Below are 14,845 nucleotides of genomic sequence, written 5' to 3' on the forward strand. Positions count from 1 at the left end.
TCTGAAGCAATTCAGATTTTTTTGGGTGTTTAAAATGAAATCAATAAAATTAACAATCCGAACTTTAATATCCGTCGCGTTACTAGCAGTCGTGATTTCTGGCTGTAAGACGAGTTCTGACGATGAGTCCGAAGCAGAGCAGGCTTCAAATGGTTCGAGTTCAACTATTGAGCAATCGGGGGACAAGGTACCATTTGCGTTTGTTTCACGTTCCGTCGAAGCTCATTCTACAATGCTGGAAAATATTTATACGGACATGGCGTCGGATATTTACCAGTCACCTGTTGAATTGCTATCACCGTATCGTTCATTTTCGGGAGCTAAACTAATCGTTCGAACTGGGCTGGAAAGTAATAGCGAGGAGTCGGAAATTTTAAACAGTTACTTCGGTTCCTCAGATTATGACGTTAAGGATTTATCTGTTTCTCCAGACGGAACGCAGTTAATTTTCGCCGCTCATGGACCTGAGACAAGCGCTACTGATTTCACCTGGAATATTTATATATATAATTTTACAAACAAATCATTACGTCGAGTTATTGCAAATGACGCGATAGCTAACGCTGGAGAGGATACTAATCCTGTTTTTACTCATGATGGCAATATTGTATTCTCTTCGGATCGTGACGCAGGCGACCCTGCCAACCCCAGACGTTATGAAGACTTAATTGGCGACACTTGTGAAAAAATCGATCCGGTGGCCAATCCTTCTCTTTTGCATCGCATGGAAAGTAACGGAAACAATATTATTCAGTTAACCTATGGTTCCACAAACAATGATATTAGTCCTGTTCGTCTGAATGATGGACGAATTGCTTTTCTACGTTGGGAGACCACGACCAACCTTGCTAGTCAGTGTGATGATAGCGCAAGTAAATCGATCCTGAAGAACTACACTCAAAGCAAAACGAGTGGTATTGAGCAGGCTACTTTATGGGGAAGCTCTACTTATTGCGAGTTAACAAAGCAAACTGAACAAGGTTCGGTCATGGTGACTCATCACTACAAATTGTTAACGATTGATGCCAATAGTAAAGCGATGCAGCAGCTTTATCAGACTTCGACCGCGAGTGCTTCGGATGAGGCATTTCTTTCTCTGGATCATTTACTTCAGGGAGAAGATGGTAATCTTTATTCGATCGTTTCTCATGCTTTTAATCCTGTGCTGGGAGGAGGAATAATAAAGCATCGACCCGTACAGGGTGTTTCCGGAGATTCAATCTTCTCAGAGTTTTCTCCAGAGTCAATGATGACACCGGAAGTAGACCTTTATCCAGGCCAACTATCCGATAGTGGATGGTTTGCGTCTTTTGCTCCTTACCGCGATAGCTCTTCTCGATTTTTAGTGAGCAAAGCTCAATGTGTGATGGTTGATAACTCAGGTGTCAGTTATTTCTGTAATGATCCTGTCGCTAACGGCGAAATGGACATAGCGTATGGTATCTGGATGTACGATCCATCAAATGAGAGTAGCTTACCGGTTGTAAAGGTGAGAAATGACCGGGTGTTTAGCGAAATAGCCATTAGCTTACCGCAACAATCAGCAGACCTTACTTTAAATCCATTTAATGCCAACTTCATTGACAATGCCGATGGTACAAAAATAGTTTGTGAGTTTGATAATAAACCGCCAGTCGCCAACGCCGGCAATGATCTCAATGGCATAATTGAAACTCAGTATACATTTAACGCTTCGCAGAGTATCGACCCTGATGGTGATGAACTTTCTTATCAGTGGAAGATTGTTGATAAACCTGATTCAAGCTCAGCTCAATTAGTCAATGCGAATAGCATGAGCCCTAACTTTACTCCGGATGCTATCGGACAGTACCAGTTCGAATTAATTGTAAGCGATGGAAAACTGGATAGTGAACCGGACTATCTTGTATTGACAGCCATTGACAATAACAGGGCTCCAGTGGCTAACGCAGGAAATGATCAAAATGTCACTATTGGATCTCTGGTAAATATGGATGGAACTGCTAGTAGCGACCCCGATGGTGACTCTTTAAGCTACCAATGGACTTTCCTGAAGAAGCCTGCCAATAGCAATGTTCAGCTTAATAATTCGACATCAGGCAATCCTGCTTTTACTCCTGATATGGTGGGCAATTATCAAGTCCAGTTGATCGTCAATGACGGCAAGCTGGATAGCGCCGCAGATACAGTCAATATAAATGTTGATACGCCACCTAACCAGGCACCAACCGCTAATGCAGGTAGGGATCAGTCGGGTGAACCAGGAACTGTATTTACCTTAAACGGAGCCGCTAGTAGTGATCCTGACGGTGATGCATTAACTTATCGTTGGAGTATTCAATCCAAGCCGGGAAGTAGTAACGCAGTGCTAGTCAATGCGAATTCTGTAAGTCCGGGTCTAACTCCGGATGTTGAGGGTGACTATGTTATTCAATTGATAGTCAATGACGGACAGGTTGATAGTAACCTCGATACTACGGTGATATCTGCGAGCAAAACTAATCACGCGCCAACCGCCAATGCGGGTGCGGATCAAAGTGGTGTTAAGGGAGATACTTTTGTTCTTGATGGAAGCGCAAGCTCAGACTCTGATGGAGACCAGCTTACTTTTACCTGGATGTTAATGACCAAGCCAGCCACCAGCAATAGCTCGTTGATCAATGCAAACAGTGTCAGTGCAACTCTGGTTGCTGATGTTGAAGGTGATTACCAGGTTCAGTTAACAGTGAGCGATGGAGAGTTTTCTTCAACAGATATAGCTTTAGTTAAAGCTGAAAAGTTGAACCAGAAACCAACCGCCGACGCCGGGGTGGATATCAGCGGTAAAGTTAATGATGTCATTTCTCTTGACGGTTCACGTAGTAGCGATCCCGATGGTGATGCGCTGACTTACAGCTGGATATTAACTGATTTTCCTGAAGGGACGGTAGCAGTCATTAATAATGCAGATACAGTTAATCCAACTCTTGTGCCAACAGTAGCCGGTAACTATGTTGCTCAATTAACAGTTAATGATGGAAGCCTTGATAGTGAGCCTGATAGCGTGACCATTACCGTAGAGCAGGTGGAAAACTCTATTCCTGTTGCGGACGCTGGTGCAGACCAAACCATTAAACTGGCGGACTCTGCAATTCTCGATGGTTCTGGAAGCCATGATCCTGATGGTGATTCTTTGACTTATCAATGGTCGATCATCGATTCGCCAGAAGGTAGTGTGGCTGCATTAACCGACCCAACAAGCGACGCTCCCTTATTTACTCCCGACAGAGTGGGAAGCTATGTCATTCAGCTTATTGTTAATGACGGTCAGAACTCAAGTGCGCCCGACAATATGACTTTAAATGTTGAAGTTGATAATCATGCACCTGTTGCTGATGCCGGAGCTGATCAACTGCACTCTGGTGTGGATGACACATTAAAGCTTGACGGTTCGGGCAGTTATGACCCTGATGGCGATAATCTAAGCTACACCTGGTCGGTAAGTTCACCTGCTGATGCGAGTTTAAATTTCTCTGATGTCAATGCTGTTGCGCCTGAAGTAAAAATAACTCAAGACGTAATCTATGTCATTAAGTTGGTGGTTAGTGATGGTGTTAGTGAATCTGAAGATTTTGTAGAGTTAAGTCCGTCAAATATTAAACCTGTTGCAGTTATCGAAGCTTCACCGGTTGCTGAAATTGCACAAACGATTACCCTTGATGGCTCAAAAAGTTTTGATGTTAATGGTGATCCGCTGACTTATCACTGGGCAATTGTTGAAAAGCCGAATGATAGCCAGACTAATTTGTCGAGTGCGACCGAAGTACAGCCAGAGGTCACTTTTGATATAGCGGGCAGTTATACGTTTGAACTAATAGTAAACGATGGTTTAATGGATAGTGATGTATCAATAAAAAGTATAACTGTTTCGGATGAGTCAATTAATCATGCGCCGATCGCTGTTGCCGGAAATGATGTAAGCGTTGGGGCTAACACCAAGGTTGAGCTGGATGGAAATGCTTCTTATGATCCAGATGGCGATGCTATTACCTATCATTGGGACTTAATTCATAAGCCTGATGGTAGTGAAGCTACTCTTTCTTCCAGTTCCAGTGCGACCCCTTCAATATTTATCGACAAGCTGGGAGATTATGTTGTCCAGTTAGTGGTAAATGATGGAGAGTTAGATAGTGTTGCCGATACGCTTCTGATTACCAGTAAAAATCTACCACCGGTGGCAATAGCCGGGTTGCCATTTGAGGTTACGTTAGGCAATAAAATTATCGTAGATGGTTCTGCCAGTTATGACCCGGATGGAGACTACATTCACTATCAGTGGTCAATGCTCTCTGCGCCGGAAGGAAATCAGGAAGTGCTGATGAATACAGGAGCGGTAAGAGCCTGGCTCCGTCCTCAAATTGCCGGAACCTACGTCTTTCAGCTGATAGTTAATGATGGTGTACTTTATAGTGAGCCGGACACAGTTGTGGTGACTGTTGTTGCCGAAGATGATTGTGACGACAATGATGACGTCGATATTGTTCTGTCAAAAGACAAATTGTGGCCGCCTAATCACAAAATGCATGCTATTGATTATACTTTAATCACCGGTGTATGCAGCGGAGGTTGTAATGTAGCCAGCGGTACCATAGAAGTTTGGTCGGATGAAGCAGAGCAGTCTGATACCGGCGATAGCAGTGGTCGCTTTGCTCCAGATTATATCGAAGGCGATGGTCTTCTTTATCTTCGTGCTGAACGACAAGGAAATGAAGATGGCCGCGTCTATCTGGTGATTGCTCGTGTTAGCAATAATGGTGTGCCTGTAGGCTTTGCCTGTAATGCAGTAGTCGTACCTAAAAGTATTAGTCAGCAACATATCGCAGATGTTCGTGCTCAAGCAGCTGAAGCGGTTGAATATTGTAGGTCCTTTAGCGCAGCACCTTCAGACTTTGTTAAACACGGTGAGAGTGTTCCAATAGGACCAAAAGGTTTCTAGCCAGAGAGCCTTCGATAGATAAAAGACCGGGTGCAATCGCACCCGGTTTTGGTTTCGAGGTTTGCTAGCCAGTTTAAGGCTGGTTTGGCATTTTTTATTGCTTAACTTTCATCAAGGTGTAGCTTTAAGAAGTCACTCGAGGTAACGACACCGACCAAATGTTCGTCTTTAACTACGGGGATACACCCATTTCTATTTTCTCGGAGTAACCTTGCTGCTTCTCCGACGCTGTCGTCAGAAGAGCAGGTGGCAGGATTGGCACTCATTAAGGACTCTACATCCTGGGACTTTTCAAAGTGCTCTAGTTTGTCAAAGCCTCGACGATTTATAATTTTGATTGCGTTGGCCAGAAGTGACTTCTGAGTGATCATTCCTATTAGCTTGCCGGAGTCAATGTCTTTGACAGGTAAGTGACGGATTTTATGCTCTGACATGAGATTTCTTGCCTTATTCACATTCGCATGCTGAGAAGTGAATATAGGATTACGGGTCATTATTGTTTCTATCTTAATCATTTCGCCGTTCCGTTTGACAGGAGCTTGTCCCAGTAAGGGGCTAAGATTTAACTAAGTATAGAACAGATATAAAAAAACCGGCTTAGTGGCCGGCTTTTTTACAATTTTGGAAAGTTACGCTGATTGAGAAGCTGTTTCTAGCTCTTCCTTCATAGTCGTATGATCGTCACCCTCAGCACCATGCATCCAGTGAACAAGCTTATCCGCCATCAAAAAGAGAATTATCGCAGAAACTACTGAAGTTATGGCTATGCCCGAAAAGATAGACATTGCATTATTGATCATATCTGCTTCAGTTCCGGCGCCATGGCCACCACCAACAAGCGAGCCAACAAAACCAGCAACATAGTTTGCCAGCCCAGTATAGAAGAACCAAACACCCATCAATAATGAAGCGAGTCTAAGGGGAGCTAGTTTAGTCACCATAGAAAGTCCAATAGGAGATAGACAAAGTTCGCCCATTGTATGGAAGAAATATGCGCCTACTAACCAAAACATACTTGTTTTGATTGAAGGGTCGCCGCCTTGCTCTAATACCGCACCAACCATGAACAAGAAGCCAACTCCGAGAAGGATAAGGCCTAGTGCAAATTTAACTGGTGAATTAGGTTCTTTCGGGCCCATTTTTACCCACAAAGCAGCAAAGATTGGCGCTAAAATCACTATAAACATTGGGTTTAAAGATTGGAACCAGGTAGTAGGAACTTCCCAGCCATCAAACATATCAATGCTTCGATCTGTAAACTGATTAGTATAGATATTCATTAATCCGCCAGCCTGTTCAAAGCCTGCCCAGAAAATGATGGTAAATACACCTAAAATTAGAATAACTTTGATTCTGTCAAATTCTTCTTTTGTTAAAGGTTCTTTCTTACTTGAGTCTACTTGTCGCTGCTTGCTTAATGCTGCTGCAGGAACTTTACCAATATTACCCAGAAGTTTTTGAGCAAAGACTAGCTGGATCACCAAGCTCAAAAGCATACCAATACCGGCAGTTATGAAGCCTACTTGCCAGGTACCATCAAAAGCTGCGACAACGCTACCCACAACAATAGCAGAAGCCCAGGCTCCGACATTTATACCCATATAGAAAATGGTGAAGGCGCCATCTCTTCTGTGATCTCCTTCTTGATAAAGATCGCCAACCATTGTTGAAATATTGGGCTTGAAAAGTCCGTTACCTGCAATCAGTAGGGCAAGTCCAATATAAAACACTGTTTCTTCCATACCCGGGAACCAGGCGTGAGGAGTACCAAGTGTGAACTGGCCCGCTGCCATCAAGGTACCACCAAGAATAATCGACTTTCTTTGACCCAAAACATTATCGGCAATCCAACCACCAATAAGAGGGGTCAAATAAACCAGCATAGTAAAAGTACCATAAAGCTCAAGCGCATCGGCATTTGACCAACCCAAACCTTGTGCGGTATCTGTCAGATAAAGTACGAGAATAGCGCGCATCGCGTAATAACTAAATCTCTCCCACATCTCTGTAGTGAAGAGCAAGAACAGCCCTTTCGGATGTCCGAGGAATTCCCCCTTTGGAACATTAGTCGACATTAATTAAGACTCCTATCTAATCGTGTTTTTATATTCTGTCTGTCCATTTTTATCGTTATATGTAACAGATTCTTATAATTGGCCAACAGGCCTGCTAAACCCGGAGGCCTGGCTCCAGAAAGTTATTCAGCGGCTTTTATACCGCGAATAGGGGGCCGCTGACAAGTGAAGTTTTGACGAAGAAGCACTAAAATTTCTATTAACCTTATGAAAAGTATGATTATTTCCAAGCTTGTCCGGCCAGAATTAGGGAACATTGAATTTTGTAAGAATTGCTCAGAACATCTATTTTGACCCAAAATTCGAAGGAAAATATGATCTTTTAAGGTACAATACCGGCATTTTCATCAGAAGGGACAAAATAGTGACTTTTCTTGCGTGCAGAATAGACAAAACAGAGCATGGTGTGAAACATCAGCTGGTGCAGATGCCATTGGAAGACCTGTGTGAAGGTGAGGTAGTTATTCGGGTCCATTACTCCGGAGTCAATTATAAGGATGCACTGGGAGCTACCGGACGAGGCCAGATTCTTAAGCAATTTCCGCTCAATGGCGGAATTGATTTGGCTGGAGTCGTAGAAACCTCAGTTGACGCTCGTTTTCAGCCAGGAGATGAAGTGTTGGTTAATGGTTGCGGTCTGGGTGAGAGCCACGATGGAGGCCTTGCCGAAATGGCAAGAGTCCCTGCGGACTGGGTTATTCCGGTACCACATGGACTAACAATGAAAGAGTGCATGGTGTTAGGTACTGCCGGCTTTACCGCAGGTCTTGCGATTCATCGAATGCAGGAGAACAATCAATCCATTGATAAAGGCCCGATAGTCGTTACTGGTGCGAGCGGTGGTGTAGGTTCAATCGCTGTCGATATGCTGTCTCAATTAGGATACGAGGTGGTTGCTCTGAGCGGTAGAAGAGAGTTTGACGAGTATTTATCGGAACTGGGGGCAAGCAAGGTTTGTTCTCCCGAAAGTCTGGAACTGGGGAAACGTCCATTAGAAAAAGGTCTCTTCGGAGGAGTTATTGATAATGTCGGTGGCGAATTGCTTGCTCAACTGATTGCACATACTAATTTATGGGGTAATGTAGCAAGTATTGGACTAGCTAGCGGGCATCGGTTAGACACAACTGTCTTTCCATTTATATTAAGAGGCGTCAGTGTTCTCGGTGTGAGTTCAACAAATTGTCCAATGCCATTAAGAAGAGCCATATGGAATAAAATGGGTGATAGTTTGAAGCCAAAGCACCTGGATAAAATATTAACTGAGACGGTAGCCCTCAAAGATGTATCCTCGGTATTCGATGCGTTACTTGACAGACAAAAACATGGTCGAATAGTAATTGATTGTCGTTAAGTTGAACTTGTTGTGCATCATTTACTGTTTTCCTATTAATAAAGTTTGAATAAATATAAGCGTGTAATTATGAAAAATCAGTTAGCGACTATTGTCGACAAGTTACAATCTAAACCTAAATGGCTTAGAGGTTGGTTGTTAGATTTTGCGTTGGGCTCAACTATCAAATTTATCGGTACCGCTGGTTTGCATTGTGAACAGCTGACTCAGGAAAGGGCAGTTTTTTTTCTGAAGAACAGAAAGAAAGTTCAAAATCATATTGGCACTGTGCATGCTGCGGCAACCAGCCTGGTTGCGGAAACTGCTAGCGGTATGGTAGTGGGAATGAATATTCCTGACGATAAAATTCCGGTACTTAAAACAATGCATATCGATTATGTCAAACGTTCGACGGGAAACCTTAGAGCTGTTGCTTCGATCAGTAAAGAACAGATAGAAAAGCTGCACATGGAAGAGAAAGGCGATACTGTTATCAAGGTAGTTGTTACCGACGATGCAGGTGTAGAGCCAGTTGAGTGTCAAATGATCTGGGCATGGGTGCCTAAAGTTAGAAAGTAACAAGTTATAAGTAATAAACCTTAATCATCAAGTAATTGGTTTGAAAGAAGTAAGCAGATGCAAGTATATTTAACCGCTCTAGGTTGTCGTTTAAACGAAGCTGAGTTACAAACATGGGCTGACGAGTTTAGAGCCTTTGGCGGCCACATCACCAATGATTTACAAACCGCAGATTTAATGGTGATTAATACCTGTGCAGTCACCAGTGAAGCAGCGCGTAAGTCAAGACAGACAATTCGCAAGCTTCATCGAAAAAATACCAGGGCAAAACTTGTCGTCACCGGGTGTTATGCATCTTTGGAAAAAGAGCAGGCACAAGAGTTATTGGGTGTCGATATGGTGGTTGGCAACGCGGACAAGAAAAAGCTTCCAGAACTTGCTAAAGAAATTGTTGAGTGGTCTTCAATGCCTTATGCGGCGACAGAGCCCGAAGAGACAGCTCTTTTTGTTCGAAATAAGGAAAGAGCCTTTATAAAAATTCAGGATGGTTGCCGGTATAGATGTACATATTGCATTGTCACGGTAGCTAGAGGAGATGAACAAAGCAGAACCATTGATGATATCGTTGCTGAAGTTAATCGATTGCAAACCAGCGGCGTACAGGAAATTGTGCTTACCGGCGTTCACGTTGGAGGCTATGGTTCTGATTTGGAAGTTTCGTTGTATGAACTGGTTAAGGCTATTCTCGAACAGACTCAAATTCCTAGAATTCGATTTGCCTCGGTAGAACCCTGGGACCTGCCAGAAAATTTTTTCGAACTATTCAAAAATCCGCGGTTGATGCCACATATGCATCTGCCTATACAAAGTGGAAGTAATCGAATATTAAAAAAAATGTCTCGACGCTGTAAGTCTGAAACTTTTTTATCTCTTGTTGAAGCTGCGAGAAAGGTCGTTCCTGAGTTCAATGTAACAACTGATATCATCGTCGGATTCCCCGGAGAGACTGAAGATGATTTTGAACTTTCAAAAAAGATTATTAGTCAGGCAAACTTTGGACATGTTCATATTTTTTCCTATTCGGACAGAGAAGGTACCAAAGCCGCCAGATTGCCCGATAAAATTGACAACGAAACCAAAAAGGCGCGTAGTCGAGAGTTACATCAGTTGGCAACTATCGAAAAAATCAAATCGATGAAATCGGTAGTTGGTGACGTACAACAGGTGTTATGGGAAGGAACGACTCAAAGAAGCGAAGAGGGAGTTTATCGCGTTTTTGGACATACTGAAAATTATCACAAAATTATGCTTGAGCTGGAACAGCCGATCAATATTGCGAATCAAATCACTGAATGTAAAATTGAAGGCTTTAGCGAGGAAATAAACTGTTTAGTTGCTACATTGGTAAATCCTGAGTCAATTCAAAGCGATCAGTTATTTATCACTCAAGTTGAATAATCGTACCACCAGCTTTTAAGCATAATGATTAATTTATTGTAGTTTGCGACTATCGGGATTTAATAATGAATGAGACTACTAGGAAAGAAATTATCAATACCAGCTGGGAAGTTCATCATATTGTAGAAGAAAGCTACCTGAGTCATCCGTCAAGTAAAGGAGATGACGACTGGCTTGAAAAACAAAGAATACTCCTGGCTGATATGGCTATTCATTTATTACAAACAGCAATTAAGCCTGGAAATATTGAGCTCGATAAGCTCAAGAACAACCTTCATGCAATCCTGATGATTTCTGATCAGTTTTTACCTGAAGCGGAATTGAAGAAAGCGACCAATAAATTATATATGGAAACCTCTATTAATTCGGCTTGCTAGCCTATTATTTCAGTTATTTCAGTTATTTCAGTATTGTTAATCAATCAGCAGGCTTTATCGCCACTTCAATTGGTTTTCGCCGTTAGTGGACGTTTAAACATATTGAGATGAAGCTTTTTCAACGTCCATCATTTCTTTTAAGAAGCTTTGGTGAAGCTTGCCTGTTTCTTCTGTAATTCCGTATTGTTTCAAGTGAGTCTCATAGTCAAAAGCAATTTTCTTCAATCGCGGAACACCGCAATAGGCTGTTGCGCCATGAAGTTTATGGACTTGTTGTTTAAGCGTTTCCAGGTCATTACCATCCAATGCAAGGTCGGTTTTATCCCTTGCTTCGTCGAAGCTAGCAACAAGCATTGTTAGCATGTCTTTCGCCAGATCTTCTTTCTGGTTCGCAGCCTTAAGACTTAACTCCCAATCAATTGCAGAATTAGAGTTTTTTATCGCTTTCTTTTCAACTGTTTCTTTATCATTATTCTTAACTGGGGAGGCATTTGGTATAAGTCTTTTACGTGTCCACTGCTGTATGGTATCTTCAAGCTGCTCCTGACTGATAGGCTTGGTAAGGTAGTCGTCCATACCTTCCGCCAATAATTTTTCTCGCTCGCCTTTCATAGCGTGTGCAGTTAAAGCGATTATTGGTGTTCGTGCTTTGTTGTTCTTCATTTTCCTGATATGACGAGTCGCTTCTATGCCGTCCATTTCAGGCATTTGTATATCCATAAAAATAAGATCAAATTCTGCTTTCTCGCAGGCATTTACCGCTTCCTTACCGTTAGAAGCCAAAGTGGTTTCTACATTGTATTCCGACAATAACTCGGCAAGCAGTTTAAGATTGGCTTCATTATCGTCTACACACAATATGCTGGAGTTACCTGATTCCAGATTATTGAGCTGTTTCTCTTTGTCATCGAAGCTAATACTTTTGTGTTTGCCGATTTCAAACCAGTCGAATAGCGCACTATAAAAGTTCTTTCTAATGATGGGTTTACATAGATAGTTATCAATACCCAGCTTTGAGTATTGCTGAATGACCGAGTCGTCTGAGCTATTAATTAGTATGGCTACCGGACAATCCAGAGCACTTGATATTTCTCTTAACTGAGAGAACTCAGCCTGGTATTCGTTTGCAGGATATCCACCGATTAGTATAAGATGAACTGTTTTATTCTGACGATTATTTAAGTTCGCCAGCTCTATCAGTGAAGGTAAGTCATCTGCTGTCTCAACTTTTGAATTCCATCGAGTAAGAAGATGTTGTGTCGCTAATTGGGAAACGCGGTTGTAATCATGTAGGAGTACTCGTCTACCGGGGAAACCAAAGTCGACTTTCTTGTTATCGTCTCTATCCTTGTCAAGCTGAAGAGTGAACCAGAAGGTTGAGCCAACGCCTTCTTCACTTTCCAGTCCTATTTTGCCGTTCATTGATTCTACAAGCTTCTTACAGATAACCAAACCAAGGCCTGTGCCTCCAAATCGTCTGGTGGTAGAAGTATCCGCTTGGGTAAATGCCTGGAAAAGTACCTTTTGTTGTTGTTTTGACAGACCAACGCCAGTATCGGTTACGTTTATTTTGAGAGTTACCGATTGTGGAGTATCGTCTTCCAGCATAACCCTGATTTGAATACTTCCTTGTTGGGTAAATTTAATTGCATTGTTGGTTAAGTTGGTAAGAATCTGAGAAATTCTGACTGAATCACCCAGTAGGTGTTCAGGAACATCCTGATAGATGATACCTATTAGTTCGACACTTTTAGCTTGTGCTGCCGGCCCCAGAAAGTTTAGTACTTCATCAACACAATCGCTGATATTAAGAGACCGCTTTTCTAAAGCCATCTTGCCTGCTTCGATTTTGGAGAAATCGAGAATGTCATCGATAATAGAAAGAAGGTTGGTAGCGGATTTCTTGATGGTATTGAGGTGATCCGTTTGTTTATCAGTCAGATCAGTGCGAAGTAATAAATTGGTGAATCCAATAACACCGTTCATTGGCGTTCGGATCTCATGACTCATGTTGGCAAGAAACTCTGACTTAACTCGACTAGCCTCCAATGCTTGCTTTCGCGCCATATCCAGCTCGACGTTTTGTAGCTCAAGAGCTTCATTGGTTTCGTGAAGATCGGCTGTCGCTTGTTCGACCGCTTGTTGCATTTCTTCAGTCGCTTCATAAATGGACTGACTCATGTCGTTAAAACCGTCAACCAGCGTTTTAAGCTCGCCTGTCGCTTGAGATTTAATTGCTACTTTAAGCTGACCTTCTTTTATTCGTTTTACCGCTGATGCTAGTTGAATAATAGGAATTGTTATCGAGCGCGCCATTCCTTGTGCGAGAGCACCGCCAAGCCCAAGTCCAATTACCAGAATAACCAGCGCGGTTGCTACAGTTTGATATTGTCGTAGTTTGGCGTTTTTAACAGTCAAATAAACCGCTACATAGCCCAGCTTTGGTGAGGCTTTGGGGGCCAACCCGTAGCGAAGGTTTTCTCCGGGATCTGGTCGTGTCAGAATAGGGGCGCGAACAATAATTCCGCTCTCCAGCTCTTCCGTTAATGTTTGCTCTGGCAAACTATCAGACCTGTATGCGAGTAGGTCAATAAGTTTGGGAGTGCCGGACTTGGCAAACATCATGTTGCTTTTGTCGTAAATTGCAACTGCGAGAATATCGTCATCTCCATCACGTGCATTACTAACAAGTCGATCAAGTGCTATCGAGTTAGCAGACAAAACAGAATACTCCGCCGTTTGCGCAAGGTAATTGGCAATTGTCTGACCTCGCTCCTTGAGCGATACGTCTAAGTCATGCATGCGAGTTGCAATAAAATAGATGCCCATGACCAGGGCTACCAACCCGGTTGGTATCAAGGCGAGCAGAATGACTCGTGCTTGTATCCCCCAGTTATTCATTCTCTTCCTTTAAGTTTTGTTTTCGAATCGTGAGTGCGAGCTGATTCTGCTCGGTCCAACCTGTTTTTCAAAGTATTTGCGTCAATATTGGTAAGTCCCAACATATTGGCAATATGCTTATTTACCTTTACATCAAAGCCGGTGGCAAAATGAGGTTCAGGTCTTTTTTCCTCGAGACAAATTGATTTTAGTTCAGATGCAGCCTCAATTGCCAGTGTAACTGTTGGCGTGTAAATAGCAGCAAAAGCACCTTGTTCGACACTTTTTAATTGATTACCAATCATTATCATATTTTGTTTATGCGCTTTCAGTACTACACCTGCAATATGCTTTTCTCCAAAAAGTGCATTGTTATTGCTAAGTAACAACACCTGATGTTCATCAGGGTCTTGCAAGTTGGTGATAAACTGCTCGGTCGGATCGTGAGCAGAAAGTAACTTGAAATCCAGTGACAACCCCATACTTTTAGCCTGTTTTCTAAATTCTGGTAGATAATACATATCTGACTTATTAAACAGTCTCAAAACCTTTTTTAGTCCGGGTTTGGTTACTTGTGCGAGTGTAAGCTGTCTTTGGAAAGTCTGCTCTTCGTAAATGCCACTAATATAGAGAGACAAATTTGCATAGACTCGATGGTATTTCTCAAGCAGATGTGCAGGAGCATAAGTTGCAAAAACGGGAACTTCTGCTCTTGCTTTCATCGTTCTGGAGAGAGTATTGGTGCCAATTGTCATAACACAACTTATATCGGTATCGAGCAAGCTTTCCAGCAGGTAAGGGGAAAATCGACGGATATCAACTGTTTCAATTTTTAACTCGGATAGCCTGTCGCTACTCTGCTGCTTAAAATTTTCAAGGAATCTGATTTGCTCATCGCTCAGTTCTTGATGCAATACAAGAAGAAGTCTGTTAGTCGCAGGTTGCTGGTCAGCGGCATGCGATTCCTCCGCGGAAAATGCAGACATAAAGAGAGGTAATAAAAGGCAGAGATAGCTCAAAAAACGACCAGTTTTTCTCATTTATCGGGATTCTCTTCAAAAACACGTCTTTAATGTTAAGTTAGTAGCCGGATTCTTCTGACGGTAAAGGTTTCTTCAGAAGTTGTATCTTGTGCGAAATAATGATTATAAATCAATAGATTATTTAATTATTGCACATTTTGTTATCGACTATACTAAGCTAGGACAGGAAATCAATCTAATGTTTTGATTTTTTTCTTTGTATGAATGAA

At 42.4% G+C, this 14,845-nt stretch carries 9 protein-coding genes; 5 read left to right on the forward strand and 4 right to left on the reverse strand.

All coding sequences use genetic code 11. From position 1 onward, the window contains the following. Nucleotides 1-34 precede the first annotated feature (34 nt). Nucleotides 35-4,954: a PKD domain-containing protein gene (locus IYN84_RS03940; RefSeq protein WP_196137855.1), complete on the forward strand. Its 4,920-nt coding sequence runs from the start codon at nt 35-37 to the stop codon at nt 4,952-4,954. A 101-nt stretch (nt 4,955-5,055) separates the two neighbouring features. Here the strand turns inward: IYN84_RS03940 and IYN84_RS03945 are convergent, their stop codons facing one another. Beyond that, nucleotides 5,056-5,469, reverse strand: coding sequence for a CBS domain-containing protein (locus IYN84_RS03945; protein ID WP_196137856.1), 414 nt, complete (start codon nt 5,467-5,469; stop codon nt 5,056-5,058). A 114-nt stretch (nt 5,470-5,583) separates the two neighbouring features. Continuing rightward, nucleotides 5,584-7,029: a peptide MFS transporter gene (locus IYN84_RS03950; RefSeq protein WP_196137857.1), complete on the reverse strand. Its 1,446-nt coding sequence runs from the start codon at nt 7,027-7,029 to the stop codon at nt 5,584-5,586. 256 nt (nt 7,030-7,285) lie between these two features. On the opposite strand from IYN84_RS03950, the gene IYN84_RS03955 reads away from it, so the two are divergent. The 4 genes from IYN84_RS03955 (at nt 7,286) to IYN84_RS03970 (ending at nt 10,713) form a co-directional block, all read left to right on the forward strand. Next, nucleotides 7,286-8,380 carry a YhdH/YhfP family quinone oxidoreductase gene (locus IYN84_RS03955; protein ID WP_210330289.1) on the forward strand — a complete coding sequence of 365 codons (1,095 nt, stop codon included), beginning with the start codon at nt 7,286-7,288 and terminating at the stop codon, nt 8,378-8,380. A gap of 69 nt (nt 8,381-8,449) precedes the next feature. Next, a complete protein-coding gene (locus tag IYN84_RS03960) occupies nt 8,450-8,938 on the forward strand; it encodes a DUF4442 domain-containing protein (protein ID WP_196137858.1) in 489 nt (162 codons plus the stop codon). Nucleotides 8,939-8,995: 57 nt separating this feature from the next. Further along, entirely contained in the window at nt 8,996-10,336 is a 1,341-nt protein-coding gene (mtaB, locus tag IYN84_RS03965; protein ID WP_196137859.1) for a tRNA (N(6)-L-threonylcarbamoyladenosine(37)-C(2))-methylthiotransferase MtaB, read from the forward strand. 65 nt (nt 10,337-10,401) lie between these two features. Next, a complete protein-coding gene (locus IYN84_RS03970) occupies nt 10,402-10,713 on the forward strand; it encodes a hypothetical protein (RefSeq protein WP_196137860.1) in 312 nt (103 codons plus the stop codon). A 93-nt stretch (nt 10,714-10,806) separates the two neighbouring features. On the opposite strand, the gene barA is transcribed toward IYN84_RS03970, so the two are convergent. Further along, nucleotides 10,807-13,614 carry a two-component sensor histidine kinase BarA gene (barA, locus tag IYN84_RS03975; RefSeq protein WP_196137861.1) on the reverse strand — a complete coding sequence of 936 codons (2,808 nt, stop codon included), beginning with the start codon at nt 13,612-13,614 and terminating at the stop codon, nt 10,807-10,809. Beyond that, nucleotides 13,611-14,633 carry an ABC transporter substrate binding protein gene (locus IYN84_RS03980; RefSeq protein WP_196137862.1) on the reverse strand — a complete coding sequence of 341 codons (1,023 nt, stop codon included), beginning with the start codon at nt 14,631-14,633 and terminating at the stop codon, nt 13,611-13,613. Before IYN84_RS03980 ends, barA begins: the two co-directional genes overlap by 4 nt. Between the last annotated feature and the right edge of the window lie 212 nt (nt 14,634-14,845).

Source organism: Aliikangiella sp. G2MR2-5, assembly GCF_015687155.1.
In the GTDB taxonomy this organism is placed as follows: domain Bacteria; phylum Pseudomonadota; class Gammaproteobacteria; order Enterobacterales; family Kangiellaceae; genus Aliikangiella.